Raw genomic sequence first — 25,295 nt, 5'->3', positions numbered from 1 at the left:
AGTTGTGATGGGCGCAGCTTGCGCCGCGCACATGGAGCCGATAGGGAGGGTTTGTGCAGATTGTGTGGAGATGACGAGGCGGACAGCAGGAATCAGCTCATGCGCCGCGCAGGCAGCCACAGCCTGACCCGCACCCCGCCCTCGACGTTATCCACCGCCAGCGCTCCGCCATGCAGTTGCATCACTTCCTCGACAAAGTTGAGCCCAAGCCCGGTGCTCTTGCGTCCGGTGCCTGGCCGCGGCAGGGAATAGAAGCGCTCGCTGACCCGCTCGATGGCGTAATCCGGAATCGCCTCCCCCTGGTTGAACAGGCTCAACGCGACCCGATCGCCGTCGTGCACCAGCTCGAACGACAAGGTGCCGCCTGCCGGCGTGAAGTCGAGTGCGTTGTCCACCAGGTTTGCCAGCGCCTGACGCAGCAGGAAGGGGTCGCACAGCAACAACACCCCGCCCGTCACCTGTTGCCTGATCTGCAATCCGGCACTGTCGATCCGCGCCGCATACCCGTGCAGCAACTCGTCGACCAGCGCAGCGAGCGGCACCTGCTGCTCGTCTTCCAGCGCCTGCATCTGCTCGACCCGCGCCAGGTTGAGCAAGCGCTCGATCATCTGCTGCAAACGCTCGCTCTCGCGCTCGATATTGCCGGCAAAACGCGCCCGCTGCTCATCCGGCATCGGCCCCTGCAACAGCTCGGAAGCCCCACGAATCGCCGCCAGCGGGCTTTTCAGCTCATGGGTGAGGGTATGCACATAGCGCTCGACATACGCCTTGCCCTCCAACTGGGTGCGCATGCGCTCCACCGCCGTGGCCAGTTGCAGCAGTTCACCGCCCTTGTAGTGCGGCAGCGCCGCGCGCTCGCCCTCACTCACCGCCTGGGCGTACCGGGTGAGACGGCGCAACGACCGCGCCAGCCACCAGGACAGCGCAGCGCCCACCAACAGCCCAAGCACGATCAACCCCAGGCCGAGCGTCAGCAAACGTTGCTCGGAGCGGTCGATATAGGGCTGTAGCGAACTGTTGGGCTTGGCCACCGTCACCACACCGATGACCTGGCCGTTGTCCATGATCGGTGCCGCCACATGCATCACCGAGGTGCTTTCGTCGTCCGGGTCGCTGCGGGTCGAACGCGCGCCATATTGGCCGCGCAGGGTCAGGTAGACGTCGTTCCAGCGCGAGTAATCCTTGCCCAGGGCCTGCCCACTGGAGTCGAGCAGGACGATGCCCTTGGCGTCGGTGACATAGATACGGTGGCTGACCTGGTTTTTCGCCAGCCCCCAGATATCCGCACCTGGGCGGCGCTGCCCGTAGGACTCGAGCACTTGAGGCAGACGACTTTGCCCAAGCGTGCCGGCCATGACGTCATCGTGAAGGATTTCTGCCAACAGGTTGGCGGTGTCCACCAGGGTTTCTTCGGAAGACTGGCGGACCACCGGGCGAATCTGTTCGCGCACGGTATTGAGCAGGAAGTAACCCGACAACCCGACGAACAGGAAGTACACCAGAAAGATCCGGATCCCCAGGCGCATCAGGCGTGATCCGGGCTGTAGCTATAGCCCAGGCCGCGATGGGTCTGGATCGGTTCGGCATCGCCAGACACCAGGCGCAACTTGGCGCGCAGGCTCTTGATGTGGCTGTCGATGGTTCGCTCGTAACCGGCATCTGAAGCCACGCCCAGCCCGTCGAGCAATTGCTCGCGGCTGAACACCCGACGTGGTTGCTCGAGCAGGCATTGCAGCAAGCGGAATTCATGGCGAGTAAGCGTCAGCGCCTGGCCACGATAGAGGATGCGCATCCCCAGCGTATCGACCTCGAACAGCTTCGCATCGACTGCCGTCTCGGCTCTGGGCGCCATGCGCTTGAGGATCGCCCGCACCCGCGCAGCCACCTCGCGCGGGCTGAACGGCTTGACCACATAGTCGTCGGCACCGATTTCCAAGCCTACGACCCGGTCGATCTCACCATCGCGGGCACTGAGGAACATCACCGGCACCTCGCTGAAGCGGCGCAGCTGGCGGCAGGTTTCGAAACCACTGATATCTGGCAGGCCGATGTCGAGGATGACCAGGTCGGCCGGGCGCTGGCGCATCTGTTCGAGCGCGGCGCTGCCCAGGGTCACCCAGGCGGTGCTATGGCCGTCGGCCTGGAGGGCATAGACCAGGGTGTCGGCGATGGCGGACTCGTCTTCGACGATGAGGATGTGGGGCATGGGTGAGGCTCTGAGGGGCTGGTCGTCGATTGTCTGACCGAGCCCCTTCGCGGGACAAGCCCACTCGCACAATTGCAGGCTGACGCTGCAGCTGCGGGGATCGGGCTTGCCTGCGAGAGGCCAGGCCGGACGATCAGCAGTCCGGCTTGTCCGCCGTATACCGCCGTGCCGGGTTCACCGCCGCCTTGAACTCACGCAACGCCTTGGCGCCGATCAGCAGCGGGTAGTTGAAGTTGCTGCGGTCGGTCAGGTTGACCTCCACCGTACGCTTGACGTCACCCAGGCACAGCTCCAGGTCCACCACCGGGCGGCGGGCAGCCTCGGCCGGTTCGTCCTCGTCTTCCTCATCGCCTGAGCGGGCCTTGATCTTGCTGATGCGCGCCACCTTGTGTTCATAGACCTTGCCGTCGGCATCCTTGGTCGCCAGGCGGAAACGCACCCAGTCCTCGCCGTCGCGGGTGAAGGTCTCGATATCCTTGGCCGACAGCGATGCGGTCAGCGCGCCAGTATCCATCTTGGCCTTGAGGGTCTGGCCGATCTCGGGGAGCTTGATGTACTCGTAGCGGCCATAGAGTGTCGGCTCGGCGGCCATCACCGGCAACGCCAGCAGCGACAGGAGGGCAAGCAGTGGTTTCACGGGAAGCATTCCTTGAGATGAGACAGTGCTTAGACTACGCGGGGAGGATAGGTTCGTTGTCACAGCCTATCCAACATAATGTGAAACATTTGTACCTTCCATTGGGCACTGGACGTTTGGCGTAGGACGTTACCCTGCTTATCATTGCCAACCGCAAATCTCACACAACACTTTCATACAACAAGAGTCTCCTTATGCGTCGCCTGCTGACCGGCATCCTTACAACTGTCCTGCTGCTGCTCAACACCCTCGTGTTGATCTGCCCGCTGATGGTCTTCGCCCTGCTCAAGCTGGTGCTGCCCGGCCGTGGTCGCGACTATGCCTCCTGGGCGGTGATGTGGATCGCCGAGACCTGGTCGGAAATCGACAAGGCCATCTTCGCCCTGTGCATCCCCACGCAATGGGACATCCGCGGCATCGAGACGCTGAACGCGAACACCTCCTACCTGTGCGTCAGCAACCATCAGAGCTGGGTCGACATTCCCGCACTGATCGAAAGCCTCAACCGCCGTGTGCCGTTCTTCAAGTTCTTCCTCAAGAAGGAGCTGATCTGGGTACCGCTGCTGGGCCTGGCCTGGTGGGCGCTGGACTACCCCTTCATGAAGCGCTACAGCAAGGCCTTCCTCGACAAGCACCCCGAGCTCAAGGGCAAGGACCTGGAAATCACCAAGGCCGCCTGCGAGCTGTTCAAGCGCCAGCCGGTGACGGTGGTCAACTACCTCGAAGGCACGCGCTTCACCGAAGCCAAACGCGAACAGCAGCAATCGCCGTACCGCCACCTGCTCAAGCCCAAGGCCGGCGGCGTCGCCTTCGTGCTCGCCGCACTGGGCGAGCAACTCGACGCCCTGCTCGATGTGACCATCGTCTACCCCGGCAACAAGGCCCCAGGGTTCTGGGACCTGCTCAACGGCAGCATCAGCCGGGTCATCATCGACATCCGCGTGCGCGAGCTGGACCCGGCATTATGCGAAGGCGACTACGAGAGCGATCCGGCGTTTCGCCAGACCGTGCAGGCCTGGGTCAACCAGCTGTGGGAAGACAAGGATCAACGCATCGAGCAACTGCGCGCAGAGTTGCGCTGAGCCTGGCGTTGCGCGAAACCCGCAGCAGCGTCAGACCGACGGCACCGCTGTCGCCGGGCTGCCCCACAGGCTGCCCAGGTTCTGCAGCAACGAGCCGGCAATGCCCTGTTGCCCCAGATATTGCAGGATCAACGGCGCGAACTGGCCAATCATGCCGGTATCCATGCCCAGCGCCTTGAAGGCGTTATCCAGGTCGTTGCGATTCTCGACATTGCCCAGAGCATTGCTCAGCGCCGACGAGTGCTGGCTGTTCTGCCCCAGCAACTCGCCCAGCCCGTTGAGCCCGCCCAAGGCGTTGGCACCGGACAACAAGTCAAGACCGGGCACCGCCTTGGTCAACTGGCCATAGTCGTCATTGCTCAGGTTGTTGCGCGCAAGGCCCAGCATGGCGCCAGCGCCGCCGACAGCCTGTTCGGGGGTGATCTTCAGTTCGCTGCCCAAGGTATTGAGCAGATTGGCCTGGGCGGCCGGCGCCTGGACCTGGCCTTTCGGGGTCTGCATGGCCGAGACGGCGTTGGCGGCATCGTTGAGGTTGAAGGCGAACACCGGGCTTGCGGCCAGGGTCATCAGGGTTGCCAGGGTGAATGCTTTCATCGGAGGACCTCGTAGGCCGGGATGGCCTGGGAAACGAGGCGTTGGACTGGGGGGCTGGAGCTTTGTTCCGGGCCGGATGTCGGTAAGGGACGAACCCGCCCCCACAGGCAGTCACCCCACCTGTGGGAGCGGGCTCGTCCCGCGATTGGCCCGCAAAGCGACGCCAAAGGCCTCAGGCAGCGCTGAAGGTCCTGTGCGGATCGATCACGAATTTCTTCGGCACGCCCGCATCGAACTCGCCGTACCCTTCCGGCGCCTGGTCCAGGCTGATCACCTGAACACCGACCACTTCGGCAATATTGATCCGATCCCACATGATCGCCTGCATCAGCTGGCGGTTGTACTTCATGGTCGGGGTCTGGCCGGTGTGGAAGCTGTGCGACTTGGCCCAGCCCAGGCCGAAGCGGATGCTCAGCGCACCGATCTTCGCCGCCGCGTCCACCGCACCCGGATCTTCGGTCACGTACAGGCCCGGAATACCGATCTTGCCGGCCACACGGGTGACCTGCATCAGCGAGTTGAGCACGGTCGCCGGAGCCTCGTGCTTGGCGCCTTCATGGCCGTGGCCGCGGGCTTCGAAGCCTACTGCATCGACGGCGCAGTCCACTTCAGGCTCGCCGAGGATGTCGATGATCTGCTCGTGCAGCGGCGTGTCCTTGGACAGATCGACCACCTCGAAGCCCTGGGACTTGGCGTGGGCCAGGCGCAGCGGATTGAGGTCACCCACGATCACGCACGCGGCGCCCAGCAGGCGTGCCGAAGCGGCAGCGGCCAGGCCGACCGGGCCGGCGCCAGCCACGTAGACGGTGCTGCCCGGGCCGACGCCCGCGGTGACAGCGCCGTGGTAGCCGGTGGGCAGGATGTCGGACAGGCAGGTCAGGTCACGGATCTTCTCCATGGCCTTGTCGCGGTCGGGCAATTTCAGCAGGTTGAAGTCGGCGTACGGTACCAGCACGTATTCAGCCTGGCCGCCGGTCCAGTCACCCATGTCGACATAGCCGTAGGCACCGCCGGCACGGGCCGGGTTGACGGTCAGGCAGACGCCGGTATGCATCTCCTTGCAGGAACGGCAGCGCCCGCAAGCAACGTTGAACGGCACCGACACCAGGTCGCCGATCTTCAGGCGCTCGACATCACGGCCCAACTCGACGATTTCACCGGTGATTTCATGGCCGAGCACCAGGCCGACCTGAGCGGTGGTGCGGCCACGGACCATGTGCTGGTCGGAGCCGCAGATATTGGTGGAAACCACCTTGAGGATCACGCCGTGCTCGATCTTCTTGCCGCGCGGATCCTGCATCTTGGGGTAGTCGATCTTCTGCACCTCGACCTTGCCTGCGCCGAGATACACCACTCCACGATTACCAGACATGCTCTTACCTCGCTTGATTTGTATTTATGCAGCGGTGGTTGAAGCGCCGCCATCCTTGGGCGGCCTGTGTTACTGGAATGAGGGGAATTGTGGGCTTGATGGGGGATGTCGCAGTGACTGGATGCGACAGGGGGTTGTCTGTTTACGGCAGGTCGAAAGCGGTGATGCCATTCGCGGGCAAGCCCGCTCCTACAGGCACAGTGCCGTTCTCAGACACGCGATCCCCCGTAGGAGCGGGCTTGCCCGCGAAGAGGCCAGGGCAGGCGTCAGAGAACCACAGTCCGGTTGGCATTGAGGAACACCCGCCGCTCGATGTGATACCCCACCGCCCGCGCCAGGGTCAGGCATTCGATATCGCGCCCCTTGGCGATCAGATCTTCAGGATAGTGACTGTGGTCGACCACCTCGACGCCCTGGGCAATGATCGGCCCTTCGTCGAGGTCGTTGTTGATGTAGTGCGCGGTCGCGCCGACCATCTTCACACCCTTGTTGTATGCCTGGTGATAGGGCTTGGCACCCTTGAACCCCGGCAGCAGCGAGTGGTGGATGTTGATCGCCCAGCCATCCAGGCGCCGACACAGCTCTGGCGACAGCACCTGCATGTAGCGGGCGAGAATCACCAGTTCCGCGCCGGTTTCCTCGATCACCTTGAGCACCTTGCGCTCCTGGCCCGGCTTGTCGTTCGGGTCGAGCGCGAAGTGGTAGTAGGGGATTTTGTGCCAGTGCGCCAGCGGCTCCAGGTCGGGGTGGTTGGAGATCACTGCGACCACCTCCATGCCCAGTTGGCCGATGCGCTGGCGATACAGCAGGTCGTTCAGGCAATGGTCGGCCTTGGACACCATGATCACCACCTTGGGGCGGTGATTGGGTGCAGTCAGCTCGAAGGCCATGCCAAACGCTTCGCTGCGCTCGGCGAATCCGGCACGGAAGGCATCTTCATCGAAACCCTCGGGTGCGCGGAATTCGACACGGATGAAGAAGCGCCCCGACAGTCGGTCATCGAAGGAGTGATGCTCGGTGACGTAGCAGCGCTGCTCGAAGAGATGACGCGTGACCACATCGACCGTGCCGAGCATGCTCGGGCAGTCGGCGGTGAGAATCCAGGTGTCCGGTGCCCGACTCATGATCTGCGCTCCTTATGCCTCTATGGCCAGGCCGTACTCGGCCGATGCGTCCTGCAGCCACAGCCACCAGTAGTCGGAGAAGCTGCGGCGGATCACCAGCTCCCAGGTGTCTTCGGCAGTGCGACGGATCACCAGTTGCGACTTGGCGAACACGGTACCCACGGCCTTGCCGACCGGGAAGTTGTTCGGGTGTACATCATAGCTGGTTGATTTCATCAGCACGTCGCGCACGTTCGGGCCGCGCAGCTCGAGCAGGGTCTGCCCGCCACTGACATTGACCACCTGGACGTGCTGGCCTTCGAGGGCATCGCGCAGCTTCTGCTCGACGCTGAACTCCTGGCCGCCCGGGACGATCAGCAGCCATTCGTCGGGGCCCACCCACTGCAACGACATTTCACTGTTGGCGACCACCGTCAGCGCCACCGGCAGCTCCAGGCCCAGGGCCTTGTGCACGGCACCGGCGAACTGCGGGTCATGGCCGTCGCCACGAAGGGTCAGGTGACCGAGGAATTTCTTCTCGCGCAGGGTCACGCCTGCGTTGTTGCGGCCCTTTCCGACCAGGCTGGCCAGGTCTGCATGGTGCAGCGGCGATTGGGCCTTGGCATCACTGCCGGGGTTCTGCTGGAAGACGTTGATAGCGCTCATTTCTTACCTGCCTTGAATTCTTGTGCGACGCGACCCGAGACCCTGTGGGAGCGGGCTTGCCCGCGAAGAGTGCGGTGAATGCACCATCGCATTCGCGGGCGAGCCCGCTCCCACAGGGACCTCATTCCAACCAGGAGTACTGGCTGGGCCTCAAACGTTCTGCCGCTCACCCTTCGGATCGAAGAACACCGAAGACACGATCTCTGCCTCGATCACGCTGCCATCGGCCTGTGGCGAATAGACCCGCTCGCCGAGGCGCTTGAGGCCACCCTTGACCACGCCCATGGCAAACGAATAGCCCAGGGAGTTGGCCTTGTAGCTGGAGGTGACGTGACCGACCATGTCCATCGGGATTGGCTGCTTGGGATCGAATACCAGCTGGGCGCCTTCAGGCAGCCACACGTTCGGGTCGACAGGCTTGAGGCCAACCAGTTGCTTGCGGTTCTCGCGGGTGGTGTCCTCGCGGTTCATGCCGCGCAGGCCAATCCACGAGTACGGCTTGTTGCGGCCCACGCACCAGCTCATGTTGAGGTCGTCCGGGGTCATCGAGCCGTCGGTGTCCTGGCCGACGATGATGAAACCCTTCTCGGCGCGCAGCACGTGCATGGTCTCGGTGCCGTATGGCGTGAGGTTGTACTGCTTGCCCGCCTCGATGATCTTTTCCAGCACGCCCATGGCGTAGTTGGCCTGGACGTTGACCTCGTACGACAGCTCGCCGGTGAACGAGATACGGAACACCCGCGCCGGTACACCACCGACGTTGCCTTCCTTCCAACTCATGAACGGGAAGGCGTCCTTGTCCAGGTCGATGTCGCTGATCTGCTCCAGCAGCTTGCGGCTGTTGGGGCCGGACAGGGTCATGGTCGCCCAGTGGTCGGTCACCGAGGTGAAATACACCTTCAGCTCCGGCCATTCGGTCTGGTGGTACAGCTCCAGCCACTGCAGCACACGGGCGGCACCGCCAGTGGTGGTGGTCATGATGAAGTGGTTGTCGCCGACGCAGGCGGTCACGCCGTCGTCGAAGACCATGCCGTCTTCCTTGCACATCAGGCCGTAACGGGCCTTGCCCACATCGAGCTTGGTCCAGGCGTTGGTGTAAACGCGGTTGAGGAACTCGCGCGCATCCGGGCCCTGGATATCGATCTTGCCGAGCGTGGAGGCATCGAGCAGGCCCACGCTGTCACGCACTGCCTTGCACTCACGAGCCACGGCGGCGTGAATGTCTTCGCCAGGCTTGGGGAAGTACCACGGGCGCTTCCACTGGCCGACATCCTCGAACTCGGCGTTGTTCTTCACGTGCCAGGCGTGCAGCGCGGTGAAGCGCACCGGCTCGAACAGGTGGCCACAATGACGGCCCGCCACCGCGCCGAACGTGACCGGCGTGTAGTTGGGGCGGAACATGGTGGTGCCCATTTCCGGAATGGTGATACCCAGCGAGCGGGCGGCGATGGCCAGGCCGTTGATGTTGCCCAGCTTGCCTTGGTCGGTACCGAAGCCCAGCGCGGTGTAGCGCTTGACGTGCTCGACCGACTCGAAGCCTTCGCGGGTGGCCAACTCGATGGCGGCCGCAGTGACGTCGTTCTGCTGGTCGACGAACTGTTTCGGCGCGCGCGCAGTGCCCTTGTCGTGCGGCACCTGGAACAGCGCCACAGTGGCCTCTTCCTTGCGTTGCAGGGCCTTGGGCAGGCTGCCGACGCTGGCCTTGAAGCCGGCCTCGGTGGCGGCGCGAGCCCCCCCTTCGAAGCCATCGGCGAGGGTGTCGCCCAGCGCATAGACGCCGTTCACGCCACCGACGCACACGCGCTTCTGCGGCGCGTCGCCCGGCACGAAGCCGAGGATATCGTCACGCCAGACCGGGCGTCCGCCCAGGTGCGAAGCCAGGTGCACCACCGGGCTGTAGCCCCCGGACGTGGCCACCAGGTCGCATTCGAGCCATTCGCCAGGGCTGGTGACCTTGTGCGCAGGCACATCGATGGCCGCCACACGGGCACCGGTGACGTGCTTGCCGCCACGGGCTTCGATCACTGCACTGGAGGTGAGGATGCGGATGCCCTTGGCACGCGCCTCCTCGACCAACGAACCGCGTGGGTTGTGGCGCGCATCGGCGATGGCGATCACCTGCAGGCCGGCATCGTGCCAGTCCAGGGCGGTGCGGTAGGCATGGTCGTTGTTGGTCGACAGCACCAGCTTGCGGCCCGGCGCCACGCCATAACGGCGCACATAGGTGGAAACCGCTCCGGCCAGCATGTTGCCCGGCAGGTCGTTGTTGCCGTACACCAGCGGACGCTCGTGGGCGCCGGTGGCCAGCACCACACGCTTGGCCCGCACACGGTGCACGCGCTGGCGTACCTGGCCGATCGGCGCGCGATCGCCGAGGTGGTCGGTGAGGCGCTCGTGGATGGTCAGGAAGTTATGGTCGTGATAACCGTTGACCGTGCTACGCGGCAGCAGGGTGACTTCCGCCAGCCCCTGCAGCTCGGCAAGAGTCGCAGCCACCCAGTCGGCGGCCGGCTTGCCGTCGAGGGTCTCGCGGCTGTCGAGCAGGCTGCCGCCGAACTCTTCCTGTTCGTCGGCCAGGATCACCCGCGCACCGCTACGGCCAGCCGCCAGTGCGGCGGCCAGGCCTGCCGGGCCCGCGCCGACGATCAGCACGTCGCAGTGCTGGTTCATGTAGTCGTAGCTGTCCGGGTCGTTCTGCAGCGGTGCACGGCCCAGGCCCGCCGCCTTGCGGATGTACTTCTCGTAGGTCATCCAGAACGACTTGGGATACATGAAGGTCTTGTAGTAGAACCCCGGCGGCATCATGTTGCCGCCGACCTTGCCAATGATGCCCATGACGTCGTTGTTGACGTTCGGCCAGCCGTTGGTGCTGCTGGCCACCAGGCCCGAATACAACGCCTGCTGGGTGGCACGCACGTTGGGGATCTGGGTGGCTTCGCTGGAGCCGATCTGCAGGATGGCGTTCGGCTCTTCAGTACCGGCGGCGATGATCCCGCGTGGGCGCGAATACTTGAAGCTGCGCCCGACGATCTCGACACCGTTGGCCAGCAGCGCGGCGGCCAGGGTATCGCCGGCATAACCCTGGTAGGTCTTGCCGTTGAAGGTAAAGTTCAGCACCTTGCTGCGGTCGATGCGACCGCCGCTGGCGAGGCGATAGACCTGGCTCATACTTTTTCTCCCTGGCCCTTGGCGGTCGCCGGTGCGGCGCTTTGTCTGGATGCGGCGGTCACCTGAGGTTTCTCACCGATCTTGTAGGTTTCGAGAATCTCGTAGGTCACCGTGTCGCGGGTCACGTTGAAGTACTGGCGGCAACCTGCGACGTGGTCCCACAGCTCATGGTGGATACCGCGCGGGTTGTCGCGGAAGAACATGTAGGTACCCCACTCTTCGTCGGAGCAGGCGTTCGGGTCCAGAGGGCGGGCGATGTGCGCCTGGCCTGAAGCGTGGAATTCTTCTTCGGAGCGCAGCTCGCCGCAGTGGGGACAGAAGATTTGCAACATGACGATTGTCTCCGGGTCAGTGGGCGACGGCAGCAGCGCCGTGTTCGTCGATCAGCGCGCCGTTGTAGAAACGGTCGATGGAGAAAGGCGCGGCCAGCGGGTGCATCTCGCCCTTGGCCAGGCTCGCCGCAAAGACGTTGCCCGAACCTGGCGTGGCCTTGAAGCCGCCCGTGCCCCAACCGCAGTTGAAGAACATGTTCTTGACCGGAGTCTTGGAGATGATCGGGCAGGCATCCGGGGTGGTGTCGACGATGCCGCCCCACTGACGGTTCATGCGCACGCGCGACAGGATCGGGAACATCTCGACGATCGCCTGCAGGGTGTGTTCGATGATCGGGTACGAGCCACGCTGGCCATAACCGACCCAGCCGTCGATGCCGGCACCGATCACCAGGTCGCCTTTGTCGGACTGGCTGATGTAGCCGTGCACGGCGTTGGACATGATCACCGAGTCGATGATCGGCTTGATCGGCTCCGATACCAGTGCCTGCAAGGGGTGCGACTCCAGCGGCAGGCGGAAGCCAGCCAGCTTGGCCATGTGCCCGGAGTTACCGGCGGTGACCACGCCGACGCGCTTGGCACCGATGAAACCCTTGTTGGTTTCCACGCCGATCACTGCACCGTTCTCCTTGCGGAAACCAATGACTTCGGTCTGCTGTATCAGGTCCACACCCAGGGCATCGGCAGCCCGGGCGAAACCCCAGGCGACCGCATCGTGACGGGCTACGCCGCCGCGACGCTGCACGGTGGCGCCCAGAATGGGGTAACGGGTGTTCTTCGAGCAGTCCAGGTACGGGATCTCGGCTGCGACCTGGTCGGTGAGGATCAGCTCGCCATCGACCCCATTGAGACGGTTGGCGTTGACCCGGCGCTCGGAATCACGGATGTCCTGCAGGGTATGGCACAGGTTGTAGACGCCGCGCTGGGAGAACATCACGTTGTAGTTGATGTCCTGCGACAGGCCCTCCCACAGCTTCATGGCATGCTCGTAGAGGTGCGCGGACTCATCCCACAGGTAGTTGGAACGCACGATGGTGGTGTTGCGCGCGGTGTTGCCACCACCCAGGTAACCCTTCTCGACCACCGCGACGTTGGTAATGCCATGTTCCTTGGCCAGGTAGTAGGCCGTGGCCAGGCCATGACCACCGCCGCCAACGATGACCACGTCGTAGACCTTCTTGGGAGTTGGCGTGCGCCACATGCGCTGCCAGTTCTCGTGGTGGCTGAGGGAGTGCTTGAGGAGGCCGAAGCCCGAATAGCGTTGCATGGTGTTCTACTCCACTCAGCGGTAGACCGGGAAGTCGGCGCACAGGGCGGCGACGTTCTTGGCGACATCGGCTTCGACGTCAGCGTCGCCCAGGTTGTCCAGCACATCGCAGATCCAGCCAGCCAGCGCCACGCACTGGGCAACCTTGAAGCCGCGGGTGGTGACGGCCGGGGTGCCGATGCGCAGGCCCGAGGTGACGAACGGCGACTGCGGGTCGTTGGGCACAGCGTTCTTGTTGACGGTGATGTGGGCGCGGCCGAGGGCGGCGTCAGCATCCTTGCCGGTCAGGCCCTGGCGAATCAGGCTGACCAGGAACAGGTGGTTGTCGGTGCCGCCGGAGACCACGTCGTAGCCACGCTCGATGAACACCTGGGCCATGGCCTGGGCATTCTCGATGACCTGCTTCTGGTAGCTCTTGAACTCGGGCTCCAGCGCCTCCTTGAAGCACACCGCCTTGGCGGCGATCACGTGCATCAGCGGGCCGCCCTGGGCGCCGGGGAACACGGCGGCGTTGAGCTTCTTCTCGATCTCTTCGTTGGACTTGGCCAGGATCAGGCCGCCACGCGGGCCGCGCAGGGTCTTGTGGGTGGTGGTGGTAACCACGTCGGCGAAAGGAATCGGATTCGGGTACAGGCCCGCAGCGACCAGGCCGGCAACGTGGGCCATGTCGACGAACAGCAGCGCACCGACTTTATCGGCGATCTGGCGGAAGCGTGGGAAATCGAGGGTTTTCGAGTAGGCCGAGAAACCTGCGACGATCATCTTCGGCTTGTGCTCGACGGCGAGGCGCTCGACTTCGTCGTAGTCGATCAGGCCGGTATTGGTGTCGATTCCGTATTGAACGGCGTTGTAAAGCTTACCCGAGGACGACACCTTGGCGCCGTGGGTGAGGTGGCCGCCGTGGGCCAGGCTCATGCCCAGGATGGTGTCACCGGCCTGCAGCAGGGCGAGGTAGACCGCACTGTTGGCCGAGGAGCCGGAGTGCGGCTGGACGTTGGCGTAATCAGCGCCGAACAGCTGCTTGGCGCGCTCGATGGCCAGTGCCTCGACCTTGTCGACGTGCTCGCAACCACCGTAGTAGCGCTTGCCCGGATAGCCTTCGGCGTACTTGTTGGTCAGGCCGCTGCCCTGGGCCTGCATCACGCGCTTGCTGGTGTAGTTCTCCGAGGCGATCAGCTCGATGTGATCTTCCTGGCGCTGTTCCTCGGCATTCATCGCCGCCAGCAGTGCATCGTCGTAACCCTGGATCTGGTCTTGCTTGCTGAACATCGTGTTTCTCCCGGCAGCGATCGCTTCTTGTCTGATGAGGGTCTTCTCACCCTTTGCAGCGATGGTATGACTGGGCCGGAGGGCACAGATGCCTGCGCGCGCCTTGCAATGGCGCGTTTACGACATTGTGGTGCAGGTGCCGTGGCGCCCCTGCAGGAGCGGGCTTGTCCGCGAAGAGGCCGGCACGGACACCCCACACCCGGCTTGTATAGGCAACTGCTGAATCGATGGTTTAGAGTGCTGCCTTGCGTCGTAAAAAGGACAGGCGTCATGACCGATAACAACCAACAATTCGCCAGCGACAACTATTCCGGCATCTGCCCCGAAGCCTGGGCGGCGATGGAAAAGGCCAACCAGGGCCATGAGCGCGCCTACGGCGACGATCAGTGGACCGAACGCGCCTCGGAATACTTCCGCAAGCTGTTCGAGACCGACTGCGAGGTGTTCTTCGCCTTCAACGGCACGGCCGCCAACTCCCTGGCCCTGGCCTCGCTGTGCCAGAGCTACCACAGCGTGATCTGCTCCGAGACCGCCCACGTCGAAACCGACGAATGCGGCGCGCCTGAGTTCTTTTCCAACGGCTCCAAGCTGCTGACCGCACGCAGCGTCAACGGCAAGCTGACCCCGGACTCGATCCGCGAGGTCGCGCTCAAACGCCAGGACATCCACTATCCGAAGCCGCGCGTGGTCACCATCACCCAGGCCACCGAAGTCGGCAGCGTGTATCGCCCCGACGAGCTCAAGGCGATCAGCGCCACCTGCAAGGAACTGGGCCTGAACCTGCACATGGACGGCGCACGCTTCTCCAACGCCAGTGCGTTCCTCGGCTGTTCGCCGGCGGAGCTGACCTGGAAGGCGGGCGTCGATGTACTGTGCTTCGGGGGCACCAAGAACGGCATGGCGGTGGGCGAGGCGATCCTGTTCTTCAACCGCGAACTGGCCGAAGACTTCGACTATCGCTGCAAGCAGGCCGGGCAACTGGCCTCGAAGATGCGCTTTTTGTCGGCGCCCTGGGTCGGGCTGCTGGAAGACGGCGCCTGGTTGCGTCACGCACAACATGCCAACCATTGCGCGCAATTACTGGCTTCGCTGGTCCGTGATCTGCCGGGTGTCGAACTGATGTTCCCGGTGGAAGCCAACGGGGTGTTCCTGCAACTGCCGGAGTTCGCCATCGAGGCCCTGCGTAACAAGGGCTGGCGCTTCTATACCTTCATTGGCAGCGGCGGCGCACGCTTCATGTGCTCATGGGATACCCAGGAAGCACGCGTGCGAGAGCTGGCGGCGGATATCCGCGCGATCATCGGCGGCTGAGCAAGAGGGCTCGCGGCGGGAGCGGGCTTTTCCGCTCCCACGCAGAACGCGTCAGCTCAAGATCATCAGCAGGACAGTCGTCCTGCCTAGAGCCTGGTTCAGGCCTCGCCAATGGTCCGGGCGATAGCGTCCACCGCAGCATCCACCTTCGCCTGGGTGCGCTCCAGCGTCTGCGCGTGCTCGCGCTGCAGTTCGATCTGCTTGGAGCACAGGTTCAAAGCTGCCAGCACCAGCAACTTGTCGCCGATCAATGTGGGGTAGTTGCGCTTGGTCTCGGCCAGAGCGACGTTGAGCATGCGCACGGCCTGCGAGAGCGTCTCTTCCTGGCCCTCGGGCGCCTTCAGCGAGTAGTCGGTGCCGAGAATGTTCACCACATTGATCGGCTGCGCTTGCAGTCTCATGCGCCTACGACACCTGCACTGGCACGCTCGACCAGCGCCTGGATACGTGCGGCGGTAGCGCCGTGCTTCTCTTCCTGCTCCATCAGCGACAGCTGCAGGGTCTCGTTCTCTTCCTTGGCCTGGGCCAGTTCCTGGTCGAGCTTCTGGTTCTGCTCGGTCAGTTGCGCGTTCTTGTGCATCAGGTCGCCGACCAGTTGCTCCAGTTGATTCAGGGATGCTTCCAACATGCGTCTATCTCGGTTGTTGCAAAGGGCGCACACGATAAAGAAAAGCTCGCGCCCCCGCCATTAAAAATCAGGTAAGGAAGGGTGTGTTCCGGCAGATTGACAGGCTTGCGGGCACCTTGTTCCGGCCTGGGTCAACCGCCTGTCAGGAAGAGCGAGTGTAAATCCTCGTTTAGCCCCCCGTTGCCTAAAGACTCGTGCGTCCCGACCGATAGGCAGGTAGGTCAAATTCCTTCGCATGGACGCGAGCCTTCCCTCCGGATCTCGACGTCATGTCCCTACGCAATCTGAATATCGCCCCACGCGCCCTGCTCGGCTTTTCCCTGATCGGTGTGCTGATGCTTAGCCTGGGTATTTTTTCACTCATCCAGATGGGCAACATCCGGCAGGCGGGCATCATCATCGAGCAGGTCAATGTCCCGAGTATCAAGCTGCTGGACGAAATGACCGCGCTCAACCTGCGTCTGCGCACCCTGTCCTATCGCCTGCTGGTCAACCGGGAATCCCAGGCCGATACCATTCGCCTGATGGACGAACGCAACGCCCAGATCGACAAGGCCCGCAGCGCCTACGCGCCACTGATCGCCGAGCCTGAGGAACAGGCCGCATTCGACCAGTTCGGCCAGTTGCTGACACAGTACCGCCAGCTCGAAGCGCGCATGCGCAGCCTGAGCCAGGCCGGCCAGCTCGACCCTATGCGCGAGATGCTCAACCGCGACCTGCTGGCCAACTCGGACCAGATCAACAAGGCCATGGAACACCTGCTGCAGATCAACACCGCGCAGACGCGCAAGACCAACGAGGAAGCCGCACGCCAGTACGACAGTGCCTTCATGCTGGTGATCGGCTTGCTGGTCGCTGCCACGGTGCTCACACTGCTGTTCGCCCTGATCCTGACTCGCAGTATCGTGCGTCCGATCGACGACGCCCTGCGCGCCGCCGAGCAGATCGCCGAAGGCGACCTCACCCAACACGTCACCACCGACGGCACCGACGAAGCCGCTCGTCTGCTGCAGGCCATGGCCAAGATGCAGACCAAGCTGCGCGACACCCTGCAACTGATCGCAGGCTCTGCCACCCAGCTCGCCTCGGCCGCCGAGGAGCTCAACAGCGTCACCGACGAAAGCGCGCGCGGCCTTGCCCAGCAGAACAACGAGATCCAGCAGGCAGCGACTGCGGTTACCGAGATGACCAGCGCTGTCGAAGAGGTCGCACGCAATGCCGTCAGCACCTCGGAGGCCTCGGGTGAAGCCAGCCGCTCCGCTGGCGATGGCCGCGACCTGGTGATCGAGACGGTCGGCGCCATCGAGCGCATGAGCAGCGACGTGCAGACCACCGCCAGGCTGATCGAGGACCTGGCCGGGCAGTCCCGCGATATCGGCAAGGTGCTGGACGTGATCCGCGGCCTGGCCGACCAGACCAACCTGCTGGCACTCAACGCCGCCATCGAAGCGGCACGTGCCGGTGAAGCTGGACGGGGCTTCGCGGTGGTAGCCGACGAGGTGCGGGCATTGGCCCACCGCACCCAGCAGTCGACCAGCGAGATCGAGCGGATGATCGGCAGCATCCAGGGCGGCACCGAGCATGCGGTGGAATCGATGCGCACCAGTACCGATCGAGCCGAATCGACCCTGAACATCGCTCGCGGCGCTGGCCTTGCATTGGACACCATCACCAGCGCCGTGGCGCAGATCAACGAGCGCAACCTGGTGATCGCCAGCGCCGCCGAGGAGCAGGCCCAGGTGGCCCGCGAGGTGGACCGCAACCTGGTGAACATCAATGACCTGTCGGTGCAGAGCGCGACCGGCGCACATCAGACCAGCATGGCCAGCGCCGAGCTGTCACGTCTGGCGGTGGATCTGAACGGGTTGGTGGCGCGGTTCAGGACCTGAACACGCAAATCCTGCAGCAGCAACTGTCTTGTTCAAAACCTGAAGGCCAGCCCAATCCCCTGTGGGAGCGGCGGTTCGGCGCCCCGACTTGTCCCGCGAACACGGGCGTAGCCCGTGCCAGGCAGCAGCGGTTCGCCGCACCGACAGGTACGGTGCAACGGATCAATACTCGATCCTCACATCACCCTTGGGCACGCTGCAGCATGACAGGATGTACCCTTCGGCTTCGTCTTCCTCGGTGATCCCGCCGTTGTGGTCCATCTCCACCTCACCGCCGAGCTTGAGCACCTTGCAGGTGCCGCAGATGCCCATGCCGCAAGCCTTGGGGATCATCAGCCCGACCTTCGCCGCCGCCGCGTGCACCGTCTCGCCCGGGGCGATGCGGATGCTCTTCTCGCTGCCGACGAACTCCACCAGGTTGAGGTCGGCCACATCCACTTCCGGCGCCTCGGCGGCCGCTTCGGCGTGCTCGACCGCATCGGCCTTGGCCTCGGCCGGCGTCGCACCGAACGATTCCTCGTGGTAGTTCTTCATGTCGAAGCCGACCGCTTCGAGCATGCGCTTGACCGCGTTCATGTAGGGCGTCGGGCCACAGCAGAAGATCACCCGCTCGAGATAGTCCGGCGCGATAAGCTCCATCAGCCGTTGGTTCAGGTAACCGCGATAGCCCGCCCAGGGCTCGCCCAGGCCGTGCTTCTCGCAAATGATGTGCAGGCTGAAGTTGGGAATGCGCGAGGCCATGTGTTCCAGCTCGCGGTGATAGATGATGTCCTTGGGTGAGCGGGCGCTGTGCACGAACACCATGTCGACGTTGGCGTTGGTGTCGTAGAACCAGCGCGCCATGGACATCACCGGGGTGATGCCGACGCCGCCGGAAAGGTACAGCGCCTTCGCGGCCGGGAAGTCGATGGCGTTGAACAAACCGACCGGGCCGTGTACGGGAAGCTCTGCGCCCTCGTGCATGGTGTCGTGGAGGAAGTTCGACACCAGCCCGCCAGGCACGCGCTTGACCGTGATCGAGAAGCTGTAGGGGACTGAAGGCGAGCTGGAGATGGTGTAGGAACGCATCACCGGCTTGCCTTCGATCTCCAGCTCCAGCGTCACGAACTGGCCCGGCTTGAAGAAGAACATGATTGGCTGGTCGGCCATGAAGCAGAAGGTGCGCACGTCCCAGGTCTCCTGGATGACCTTGACGCAGCGCACGATGTGGCGGCCGTTGGCCCAGGTCTGGGTGGTGACCGGATTGAGGAAGGTTTCGGACATGTTCTTCTCCAGCAGCCGACTATCGGCCTTCTTATGGCTGCGATAATGCGCAACGCCGAGACGTCGCACATTCCCATCCGCGACATCGGCGTGCTTATCGCGACCAGCCCCGAGGTACAAGGGCTGGCGCGTCGGAATTCGATTCGGCCATGTCGCCCATGGATATGGTTCGCGAACGGCGCGAACGCACACTCCTCGGCAAATAGAACCGCTGTTCTTTCGCTGACAGCCTTGCGCCAACCACAACAACGATTAGCCACCTTTCGCCGGCCGACAACGGCCTTGAGGATATAACGATGGACGTCACCGCAACCCTGAGCCTGGGCGATCCACTGGAACCTGCACGCAAGGCCACCGCCGAGATGCTGCAGACCCGCGAGCGGACCTACTCGCTGCCGCAGCCGTTCTACTGCGACGAGCGCCTGTTCCAGATCGACATGCAGGAGATCTTCCACAAGGAGTGGCTGATCGCGGGAATGACCTGCGAGATTCCGGCGAAAGGCAACTACCTGACCCTGCAGATCGGCAAGAACCCGGTGATCGTGATTCGCGGCACCGAAGGCAAGGTCCACGCCTTCCACAACGTCTGCCGCCACCGCGGTTCGCGCCTGTGCGTCAGCGACAAGGGCAAGGTGGCCAAGCTGGTCTGCCCATACCACCAGTGGACCTACGAGCTCGACGGCCGCCTGCTGTTCGCCGGCACCGAGATGGGCGCCGACTTCGACATGAATCAGTACGGCCTCAAGCCGATCAACGTGAAGACCGCTGGCGGCTACATCTTCATCAGCCTGGCGGAAAATCCGCCGGCCATCGACGAGTTCCTCGCCACGCTCGACCACTACATGGAACCGTACGACATGGAGAACGCCAAGGTGGCCGTGCAGACCACCTTGATGGAAAAGGCCAACTGGAAGCTGGTCCTGGAAAACAACCGCGAGTGCTACCACTGCAACGGTTCGCACCCCGAATTGCTCAAGACCCTGCTGGAGTGGGACGACACCAACGATCCGCGCGCCGACCAGGCGTTCAAGGACCACGTCGCCGCGTCCGCCGCTGCCTGGGAAGCCGAGAAGATTCCATACCTGCACAAAAGCCATGGCCTGCGTAACCGCATCGTGCGCATGCCGCTGCTCAAGGGCACCGTATCGATGACCATGGACGGCAAGCAGGCGTGCAAGAAGCTCATGGGCCGCATCAAGAACCCCGACCTGGGTTCGATGCGCATCCTGCACCTGCCGCACTCCTGGAACCACTGCATGGGCGACCACATGATCGTCTTCACGGTGTGGCCGATCAGCGCCCAGGAAACCATGGTCACCACCAAGTGGCTGGTGCACAAGGATGCCGTCGAGGGCGTCGATTACGATCCCGAGCAGATGCGCAAGGTGTGGGATGCCACCAACGACCAGGATCGCCGCCTGGCCGAAGAGAACCAGCGCGGGATCAACTCCACCGCCTACCAGCCGGGCCCGTACTCCAAGACCTACGAGTTCGGTGTGGTCAACTTCATCGACTGGTACAGCAACCGCGTCCTGGCCAACCTGGGTGCAGAGCCCGCGCCATACCTGAAGGAAGTCAAGGTTCAGTAAGCCTTCACGGAGGGTGATAAACGCCACGGCCGAGTGATCGGCCGTGGCGTTTTACATTGCAATCCAGAGGAACTGAACATGTTATCCACAGATTTGTTCAGATGTTTTGTGGACAGGTCTCGAGCACCTGCAGAAAGCCGATTGATCATTAATTGATCAAATCTTTACAAGCCTTAGATTCAAAGGCCTGCAGGCAATATCGAACACCTTGTCCACAGATACGCCAACAGATTTTGTGGGCACATGCGGATCTGTTGGAAAAGTGCTGTGGATAATGGCTTAGGAGCCTTATCAATCATGATCTTGAGAGCGATCATCGAGGTTTTGATCAATTATTGATCATTACCTTGCAGGCCAATGAAATCAGGGCATCTAGCGGTTGCCCAACATATTATCCACAGAGCCGCCAACAGTGATTGTGGGAAACATCATGGGAATGACCCGTGATTGCCACGGGCGATTCACGAAGCGCGCTGTATGTTTTTTGATCAACCATCTACAGGCATTGATATCAAAGGGCTGTAGAGAAGCGCGAACACTTTATTCACAGGGTCGCGAACAGATTTGGTGGGCAACTCTCGTCTTGGTGAAGACCGGGCGTTCGGCGGGTGCGGTACCTCTAGGGGCAATGTCTTGTTCAAAGTCTAAAGACCAGCCCAATCCCTGTGGGAGCGGCGGTTCGCCGCTGCGACTTGTCCCGCGAACGGGCGTAGCCCGTGCCAGGCAGTGCGGTGTTCTTTTCGCGGGCAAGCCCGCTCCTACAAGCCCCAACCAGTCAGCGCAACACGCCTTCCTCCACCAACAACTTGAGGATCGCCTCGGCGCCCTCCTGTGGAGAAACATCCTTGAGCACCTTGCCGCCGCCACCGCTGGCCTTGGCCGTGGCCGCCTTCATCCGGTCGGCACCGCTCTTGGCCTTGATCACCTTGAGCCGCTTGGGCCGCGGGCGGGCAGGCTGCAAGGCGTCGCCTTCGAGCAACTGATCCTCCACCACCGCCACGTTACGCGCTGCCAGCACACCCCGCCGTGCAGGGCCAAAGGCGCTCTGGCGCGGCTTGGGCGCCGCGTTATCCACAGTCGCCAGCAACGGCAGGCGCACCTTCAACCGGCGTCGTTGACCGCGCGGCAAGGCTTGCAGGACCTGGGCGGTGCCATTCTCGATCGACTCCACCTCGGCCAGGCCCACCACCAACGGCCAGCCCAGCCGCTCGGCCAGCAGAAATGGCAACATGCCCGAGCCTTCACCCGTCTCGGCCTGGCTGCCGGTGAGCACCAACTGGGCACCGGCATCGCGCAGGTAATCCCCCAGTACCCCCAGCACATCGGCCCCCGCAGGCTGCTCGAGGACATCCAGATGCTCCAGGCCCATACCCAGATAGGCGCGCAGGGCCTCTTCGCGCGGGTCGCCGGCATGCACCACCTGCAAGTTATCCCCAGCCAGTTGCAAGCCCAATTCGACAGCGCGTGCATCCTGCTCGGCGCGGCGGGCGCGGCCAGAGCTGGGGTGGGCACCGATGGAAACCAGGCTGATGACTTTCGTACTCATGCTCGTGCCCTTATGCCGCGTCGCGCTGAGCGCCGCTGCGGTAGTTGTCCACAGCCTCGATCAGCGCCTGGAGAATCGCCGCGCTGTCGCCAATCACCGACAGGTCGGCCCGTTTGATCATGTCGCAGCCGGGGTCCATGTTGATCGCCACCACCTTGTCGCAGGCACCGATCCCCTGCAGGTGCTGGATCGCCCCGGAGATACCCACAGCCACGTAGACCCGCGCCGTGACCCAGGTGCCGGTGGCCCCGACCTGGCGGTTGCGCGGCATGAAGCCGTCGTCCACCGCCACCCGCGAAGCGCCTTCGGTAGCGCCAAGCGCCACGGTCGCCCTGTGGAAAAGCTCCCAGTCCTTCACGCCGTTACCACCGGAGACGATGAATTCCGACTCGGCCATGGCGATCGAGGCAGGATCCACCGCGACTGGCCCCAGGTCTTCGATACGCGACAGGCTGCGCGCCACGCCTGTGGACAACTCCACCGGCAACGCTTCGTGACGGGTTTCGCTGACCGGCTCGGCGCATTCGGCGGCGGCCAGGATCAGGCGCGGCAGACCTCTCTGCAGGTCCTGCTGACCGGCACCGGCGCGGCCGATGCACTGGCCGTCCTTGATCTGCCAGACCCGCGTGGCCGGGCGCTCGCCCAAGGCGGCGCCCAGACGCCGACCCAGTTCGCCGCCACCGGTGCGGCTGTCGGGTAATAGCCAGTGTCGTGGCGCGAACTGGTTATCCACAGCCCGCAAGCCCTGGACAAGCTGCTCGGGCACGTAACCTTCGAACGCTTCGCCTTCAATGACCAGCAGGCGGTCGACGCCGGCTGTGGAAAAGTTGCTTTCCTTGTGTTCACCAAACACCACCGCCAGCACCGCACCGTCACTGCCGGCAAGGCTGCGGGCAAGGCCGAGCAGGTCGCGGTCGTGGCTGCCGAGGCGGCCACCGACCATGTCAGGCACCACGGAGATGTAGAACGCCGGATCCGCCACTTGATGCAAGGGCAATTGCACCTCGGCGGCTGCCGTGCGCCGACCACCGATCGCCGTGCCCTGCTGGGCGCCGCTGCGGTCGATACGCTTGAGGCCACTGGGGCCGATGAAACCAGCGGCGATGGCGTGAGGATTCTTGCGGATGAGCCCATGGGGGCCCATCCAGCGGGTCTGTTGCGTCTGCATCGCCGCGTGCAGCGGATGCAGGCGGTTACGGGCAATCCACTCGGCGCGAGGATCGCGGCGGATGATGTCGCTCATCAGTGCACCTCCGCAGGTTCACGTTTTACCTGGTTCGATTTGCTCGCGGCGGCGGGGGCGTCGTCCTCGATCAGCACATCGGCGACCAACTCGGCCAGGTCCTTGATCTGTGGCCGCGGTTCGACCACACCTTCAAGCATTGCCGTGCACTGTGGACAACCCACCGCCACCAGTTCGGCCTCGGTCTCGCGGATATCATCCATGCGCATGTCGGGAATGCGCTGCTTGCCTGGGATGTCGGTGATCGGCGCACCGCCGCCACCGCCACAGCAACGCGAACGGAAGCCCGAGCGCTGCATCTCGCGCACCTCGATGCCCAAGGCCTTGAGCACGTCGCGCGGGGCTTGGTACTCGCCGTTGTAGCGCCCCAGGTAGCACGGGTCGTGGTAGGTCACGCTACCGCCCTTGTGCTGGCCGAGGTTGAGCTTGTTGGCGGCGATCAATTCGGCGATGTAGGTACTGTGGTGCTGCACCTGGTACTCGCCGCCCAGGGCGCCGTATTCGTTCTTCAGTACATGGAAACTGTGCGGATCGCAGGTGACGATGCGCTGGAAGCGGTATTGACCCAGGGTCTGGATGTTGCGCTTGGCCAGTTGCTGGAAGGTCGCTTCATCACCCAGGCGGCGGGCTACGTCTCCGCTGTCGCGCTCCTCCAGGCCCAGCACGGCGAAGTCCACACCCGAGGCCTTGAGCACCTTGACGAAGGCGCGCAGGGTGCGCTGGTTGCGCATGTCGAAGGCGCCGTCACCGACCCAGAACAACACCTCGGTGGTCTTCACGTCCGACAGCAGTTTCAGGTTCAGGTCGGCGGCCCAGTTCATCCGCCCACCGGGGTTGAAGCCGCCGGGGTTGTCGGTGGCGATCAGATTGTCCAGCACCTCGGCACCTTTGTTCGGCGTCGCGCCCTTTTCCAGCGTGAGGTGACGGCGCATGTCGACGATGGCATCGACGTGCTCGATCATCATCGGGCACTCCTCGACGCAGGCGCGGCAGGTGGTGCACGACCACAGCGTCTCGGCATCGACCAGGCCGCTGACGATCGGCTGGTGTGGATGACCGCCGTGCTCACCCACCGGTTTACCGGGGTACGGGCTACCGGCAAAGGTCGCATCGGTGCCACCGGCCAGGCCGATGACCATGTCCTGGATGAGTTTTTTCGGGTTCAGCGGCTGGCCGGCGGCGAATGCCGGGCACATCGCCTCGCACTTGCCGCACTGCACGCAGGCGTCGAAGCCCAATAGCTGGTTCCAGGTGAAATCGACCGGTTTCTCCACACCCAACGGTGCGTTCGGGTCTTCCAGGTCGAGCGGCTTGAGACCAGTGGAGCGGCCGCCACCGAAACGCTCGGCACGGCGGTGCCAGGCCAGGTGCAGGGCACCGGCGAAGGCGTGCTTCATCGGCCCGCCCCAGGTCATGCCGAAGAACAGCTCCGACACACCCCACAGCACGCCAAGGCCGAGAATGCCGACCATCACCCAGCCGCCGGTATTGGCCGGCAGGATGCCCGCGACCGGCAAGGTGGCGATGAAAAAGCTCGCGGCGAACACCAGCAGGCTTTTCGGCAGGCGCATCCACGGGCCCTTGGACAGGCGCGCGGGCGGATTCAGACGACGCTTGAAGACGAAGATCGCGCCGCTGAACATGATCACCGTGGCCACCAGCAGTGCGTAGCCAAGGATCTTGCTCTGCAGACCGAAGCCGTGCACCAGGATCGCCAGCAGCGCCGACAGCACGAAGCCGCCTGCAGTGGCGACGTGGGTCTTGGACATGTACTTGTCGCGCTCGACCACATGGTGCAGATCGACCAGGTAACGCCGCGGCATGGCCAGCAGGCCACCGAGCAGGTCGACCTTGCTTGGCCGCCCGCGCCGCCACATGCGCACGCGGCGCAGGGCGCCGAGCACCGCCAGGGCGAGCGCGGCGAACAGCAGGATGGGTAGAAGGGTGTTCAACATGGGAGGCTCCCACAACAGCTGGATTCTTGCGCCGCTCTCAAGCGCGGCGCGGACCCTGTGGGAGCGGGTTCACCCGCGAATGCGTCCGTTCAGGCAACGGTGATGTCAGTACTGACGCATTCGCGGGTAAACCCGCTCCCACAGGGGGCCAATCCCGCCCTCGGCGGCGGTGTTC

At 63.7% G+C, this 25,295-nt stretch carries 21 protein-coding genes and 1 pseudogene; 5 read left to right on the top strand and 17 right to left on the bottom strand.

Translation table 11 applies throughout. The features are described 5' to 3' along the window. Positions 1–92: 92 nt before the first annotated feature. The 3 genes from creC to rloA2 form a co-directional block, all read right to left on the bottom strand. Positions 93–1,526, bottom strand: a complete 1,434-nt coding sequence (gene creC, locus ACTYOL_RS01805) for a two-component system sensor histidine kinase CreC (RefSeq protein WP_444757456.1) — start codon at positions 1,524–1,526, stop codon at positions 93–95. Further along, on the bottom strand, positions 1,526–2,206 hold the full coding sequence (creB, locus tag ACTYOL_RS01800; protein ID WP_112897147.1) for a two-component system response regulator CreB: 681 nt from the start codon (positions 2,204–2,206) through the stop codon (positions 1,526–1,528). Before creB ends, creC begins: the two co-directional genes overlap by 1 nt. 133 nt (positions 2,207–2,339) lie before the next feature. Next, positions 2,340–2,843 carry a retropepsin-like aspartic peptidase RloA2 gene (rloA2, locus tag ACTYOL_RS01795; protein WP_054892157.1) on the bottom strand — a complete coding sequence of 168 codons (504 nt, stop codon included), beginning with the start codon at positions 2,841–2,843 and terminating at the stop codon, positions 2,340–2,342. Positions 2,844–3,037: 194 nt separating this feature from the next. On the opposite strand from rloA2, the gene ACTYOL_RS01790 reads away from it, so the two are divergent. Next, entirely contained in the window at positions 3,038–3,925 is an 888-nt protein-coding gene (locus tag ACTYOL_RS01790) for an acyltransferase (RefSeq protein WP_200602897.1), read from the top strand. 30 nt (positions 3,926–3,955) lie between these two features. Here ACTYOL_RS01790 and ACTYOL_RS01785 read toward each other — a convergent pair whose 3' ends face one another. The 8 genes from ACTYOL_RS01785 to ACTYOL_RS01750 form a co-directional block, all read right to left on the bottom strand. After that, positions 3,956–4,519: a DUF2780 domain-containing protein gene (locus tag ACTYOL_RS01785; RefSeq protein WP_197889774.1), complete on the bottom strand. Its 564-nt coding sequence runs from the start codon at positions 4,517–4,519 to the stop codon at positions 3,956–3,958. Positions 4,520–4,691: 172 nt separating this feature from the next. Beyond that, positions 4,692–5,891 (bottom strand): formaldehyde dehydrogenase, glutathione-independent, encoded by a 1,200-nt coding sequence (fdhA, locus tag ACTYOL_RS01780; protein ID WP_054892154.1) that lies wholly within the window; start codon positions 5,889–5,891, stop codon positions 4,692–4,694. A gap of 266 nt (positions 5,892–6,157) precedes the next feature. After that, complete coding sequence (gene purU / locus ACTYOL_RS01775; RefSeq protein WP_197889773.1) at positions 6,158–7,015, bottom strand: formyltetrahydrofolate deformylase; 858 nt, start codon at positions 7,013–7,015, stop codon at positions 6,158–6,160. A gap of 12 nt (positions 7,016–7,027) precedes the next feature. Then, a complete protein-coding gene (locus ACTYOL_RS01770; protein ID WP_054892152.1) occupies positions 7,028–7,660 on the bottom strand; it encodes a sarcosine oxidase subunit gamma in 633 nt (210 codons plus the stop codon). 150 nt (positions 7,661–7,810) lie between these two features. Then, the gene (locus tag ACTYOL_RS01765; protein ID WP_054892151.1) at positions 7,811–10,828 is read right to left on the bottom strand and encodes a sarcosine oxidase subunit alpha; all 3,018 of its coding nucleotides are present in this window, start codon (positions 10,826–10,828) and stop codon (positions 7,811–7,813) included. Next, entirely contained in the window at positions 10,825–11,160 is a 336-nt protein-coding gene (locus tag ACTYOL_RS01760) for a sarcosine oxidase subunit delta (RefSeq protein WP_054892150.1), read from the bottom strand. The genes ACTYOL_RS01765 and ACTYOL_RS01760 overlap by 4 nt, the downstream gene beginning before the upstream one ends. Positions 11,161–11,176: 16 nt before the next feature. Beyond that, the gene (locus tag ACTYOL_RS01755) at positions 11,177–12,427 is read right to left on the bottom strand and encodes a sarcosine oxidase subunit beta family protein (protein ID WP_054892149.1); all 1,251 of its coding nucleotides are present in this window, start codon (positions 12,425–12,427) and stop codon (positions 11,177–11,179) included. Between the two features lie 15 nt (positions 12,428–12,442). After that, positions 12,443–13,696 carry a serine hydroxymethyltransferase gene (locus ACTYOL_RS01750; protein WP_054892148.1) on the bottom strand — a complete coding sequence of 418 codons (1,254 nt, stop codon included), beginning with the start codon at positions 13,694–13,696 and terminating at the stop codon, positions 12,443–12,445. 270 nt (positions 13,697–13,966) lie between these two features. Between ACTYOL_RS01750 and ACTYOL_RS01745 the strand changes: the two genes are divergently transcribed. Continuing rightward, entirely contained in the window at positions 13,967–15,007 is a 1,041-nt protein-coding gene (locus ACTYOL_RS01745; RefSeq protein ID WP_444757455.1) for a threonine aldolase family protein, read from the top strand. A gap of 98 nt (positions 15,008–15,105) precedes the next feature. Here ACTYOL_RS01745 and ACTYOL_RS01740 read toward each other — a convergent pair whose 3' ends face one another. Further along, the gene (locus ACTYOL_RS01740; RefSeq protein ID WP_054892146.1) at positions 15,106–15,408 is read right to left on the bottom strand and encodes a cell division protein ZapA; all 303 of its coding nucleotides are present in this window, start codon (positions 15,406–15,408) and stop codon (positions 15,106–15,108) included. Further along, positions 15,405–15,635 (bottom strand): hypothetical protein, encoded by a 231-nt coding sequence (locus ACTYOL_RS01735; protein WP_054892145.1) that lies wholly within the window; start codon positions 15,633–15,635, stop codon positions 15,405–15,407. Before ACTYOL_RS01735 ends, ACTYOL_RS01740 begins: the two co-directional genes overlap by 4 nt. 269 nt (positions 15,636–15,904) lie before the next feature. Here ACTYOL_RS01735 and ACTYOL_RS01730 point away from each other — a divergent pair. Next, positions 15,905–16,669 (top strand): annotated as a pseudogene (locus tag ACTYOL_RS01730) (MCP four helix bundle domain-containing protein); the annotation flags it as partial. Then, on the top strand, positions 16,652–17,524 hold the full coding sequence (locus ACTYOL_RS01725; RefSeq protein ID WP_444758125.1) for a methyl-accepting chemotaxis protein: 873 nt from the start codon (positions 16,652–16,654) through the stop codon (positions 17,522–17,524). The pseudogene ACTYOL_RS01730 and the gene ACTYOL_RS01725, both read left to right, overlap by 18 nt. Before the next feature lie 162 nt (positions 17,525–17,686). On the opposite strand, the gene gbcB is transcribed toward ACTYOL_RS01725, so the two are convergent. Then, the gene (gbcB, locus tag ACTYOL_RS01720) at positions 17,687–18,787 is read right to left on the bottom strand and encodes a glycine-betaine demethylase subunit GbcB (protein WP_054892143.1); all 1,101 of its coding nucleotides are present in this window, start codon (positions 18,785–18,787) and stop codon (positions 17,687–17,689) included. A 296-nt stretch (positions 18,788–19,083) separates the two neighbouring features. On the opposite strand from gbcB, the gene gbcA reads away from it, so the two are divergent. Next, positions 19,084–20,376 (top strand): glycine-betaine demethylase subunit GbcA, encoded by a 1,293-nt coding sequence (gene gbcA / locus ACTYOL_RS01715; RefSeq protein WP_054892142.1) that lies wholly within the window; start codon positions 19,084–19,086, stop codon positions 20,374–20,376. A 775-nt stretch (positions 20,377–21,151) separates the two neighbouring features. Here gbcA and etfB read toward each other — a convergent pair. Genes etfB through dgcB form a run of 3 tightly spaced genes read right to left on the bottom strand, consistent with a single transcriptional unit; the run spans position 21,152 to position 25,120 of the window. Then, positions 21,152–21,922 (bottom strand): electron transfer flavoprotein subunit beta, encoded by a 771-nt coding sequence (gene etfB / locus ACTYOL_RS01710; RefSeq protein ID WP_054892141.1) that lies wholly within the window; start codon positions 21,920–21,922, stop codon positions 21,152–21,154. Between the two features lie 10 nt (positions 21,923–21,932). Next, positions 21,933–23,165: an electron transfer flavoprotein subunit alpha gene (gene etfA / locus ACTYOL_RS01705; protein ID WP_444757454.1), complete on the bottom strand. Its 1,233-nt coding sequence runs from the start codon at positions 23,163–23,165 to the stop codon at positions 21,933–21,935. Then, complete coding sequence (gene dgcB, locus ACTYOL_RS01700; RefSeq protein WP_444757453.1) at positions 23,165–25,120, bottom strand: dimethylglycine demethylation protein DgcB; 1,956 nt, start codon at positions 25,118–25,120, stop codon at positions 23,165–23,167. Before dgcB ends, etfA begins: the two co-directional genes overlap by 1 nt. Between the last annotated feature and the right edge of the window lie 175 nt (positions 25,121–25,295).

Origin of the sequence: Pseudomonas sp. A014 (assembly GCF_052378495.1) — a bacterium.
Taxonomy (GTDB): Bacteria; Pseudomonadota; Gammaproteobacteria; order Pseudomonadales; family Pseudomonadaceae; genus Aquipseudomonas; species Aquipseudomonas machongensis.
The sequence above is the reverse complement of the archived record's forward strand: the minus strand, read 5'-3'. Positions and strand labels throughout refer to the sequence as shown.

Coding starts and splice junctions, on each gene's coding strand:
- ACTYOL_RS01740 (WP_054892146.1), bottom strand. CDS start 15,408: ATGAGACTGCAAGCGCAGCCGATCAATGTGGTGAACATTCTCGGCACC.
- ACTYOL_RS01765 (WP_054892151.1), bottom strand. CDS start 10,828: ATGAGCCAGGTCTATCGCCTCGCCAGCGGCGGTCGCATCGACCGCAGC.
- etfA (WP_444757454.1), bottom strand. CDS start 23,165: ATGAGCGACATCATCCGCCGCGATCCTCGCGCCGAGTGGATTGCCCGT.
- ACTYOL_RS01785 (WP_197889774.1), bottom strand. CDS start 4,519: ATGAAAGCATTCACCCTGGCAACCCTGATGACCCTGGCCGCAAGCCCG.
- creB (WP_112897147.1), bottom strand. CDS start 2,206: ATGCCCCACATCCTCATCGTCGAAGACGAGTCCGCCATCGCCGACACC.
- gbcA (WP_054892142.1), top strand. CDS start 19,084: ATGGACGTCACCGCAACCCTGAGCCTGGGCGATCCACTGGAACCTGCA.
- ACTYOL_RS01725 (WP_444758125.1), top strand. CDS start 16,652: ATGGCCAAGATGCAGACCAAGCTGCGCGACACCCTGCAACTGATCGCA.
- etfB (WP_054892141.1), bottom strand. CDS start 21,922: ATGAGTACGAAAGTCATCAGCCTGGTTTCCATCGGTGCCCACCCCAGC.
- fdhA (WP_054892154.1), bottom strand. CDS start 5,891: ATGTCTGGTAATCGTGGAGTGGTGTATCTCGGCGCAGGCAAGGTCGAG.
- ACTYOL_RS01770 (WP_054892152.1), bottom strand. CDS start 7,660: ATGAGCGCTATCAACGTCTTCCAGCAGAACCCCGGCAGTGATGCCAAG.
- ACTYOL_RS01755 (WP_054892149.1), bottom strand. CDS start 12,427: ATGCAACGCTATTCGGGCTTCGGCCTCCTCAAGCACTCCCTCAGCCAC.
- dgcB (WP_444757453.1), bottom strand. CDS start 25,120: ATGTTGAACACCCTTCTACCCATCCTGCTGTTCGCCGCGCTCGCCCTG.
- ACTYOL_RS01760 (WP_054892150.1), bottom strand. CDS start 11,160: ATGTTGCAAATCTTCTGTCCCCACTGCGGCGAGCTGCGCTCCGAAGAA.
- creC (WP_444757456.1), bottom strand. CDS start 1,526: ATGCGCCTGGGGATCCGGATCTTTCTGGTGTACTTCCTGTTCGTCGGG.
- ACTYOL_RS01750 (WP_054892148.1), bottom strand. CDS start 13,696: ATGTTCAGCAAGCAAGACCAGATCCAGGGTTACGACGATGCACTGCTG.
- ACTYOL_RS01790 (WP_200602897.1), top strand. CDS start 3,038: ATGCGTCGCCTGCTGACCGGCATCCTTACAACTGTCCTGCTGCTGCTC.
- purU (WP_197889773.1), bottom strand. CDS start 7,015: ATGAGTCGGGCACCGGACACCTGGATTCTCACCGCCGACTGCCCGAGC.
- gbcB (WP_054892143.1), bottom strand. CDS start 18,787: ATGTCCGAAACCTTCCTCAATCCGGTCACCACCCAGACCTGGGCCAAC.
- ACTYOL_RS01735 (WP_054892145.1), bottom strand. CDS start 15,635: ATGTTGGAAGCATCCCTGAATCAACTGGAGCAACTGGTCGGCGACCTG.
- ACTYOL_RS01745 (WP_444757455.1), top strand. CDS start 13,967: ATGACCGATAACAACCAACAATTCGCCAGCGACAACTATTCCGGCATC.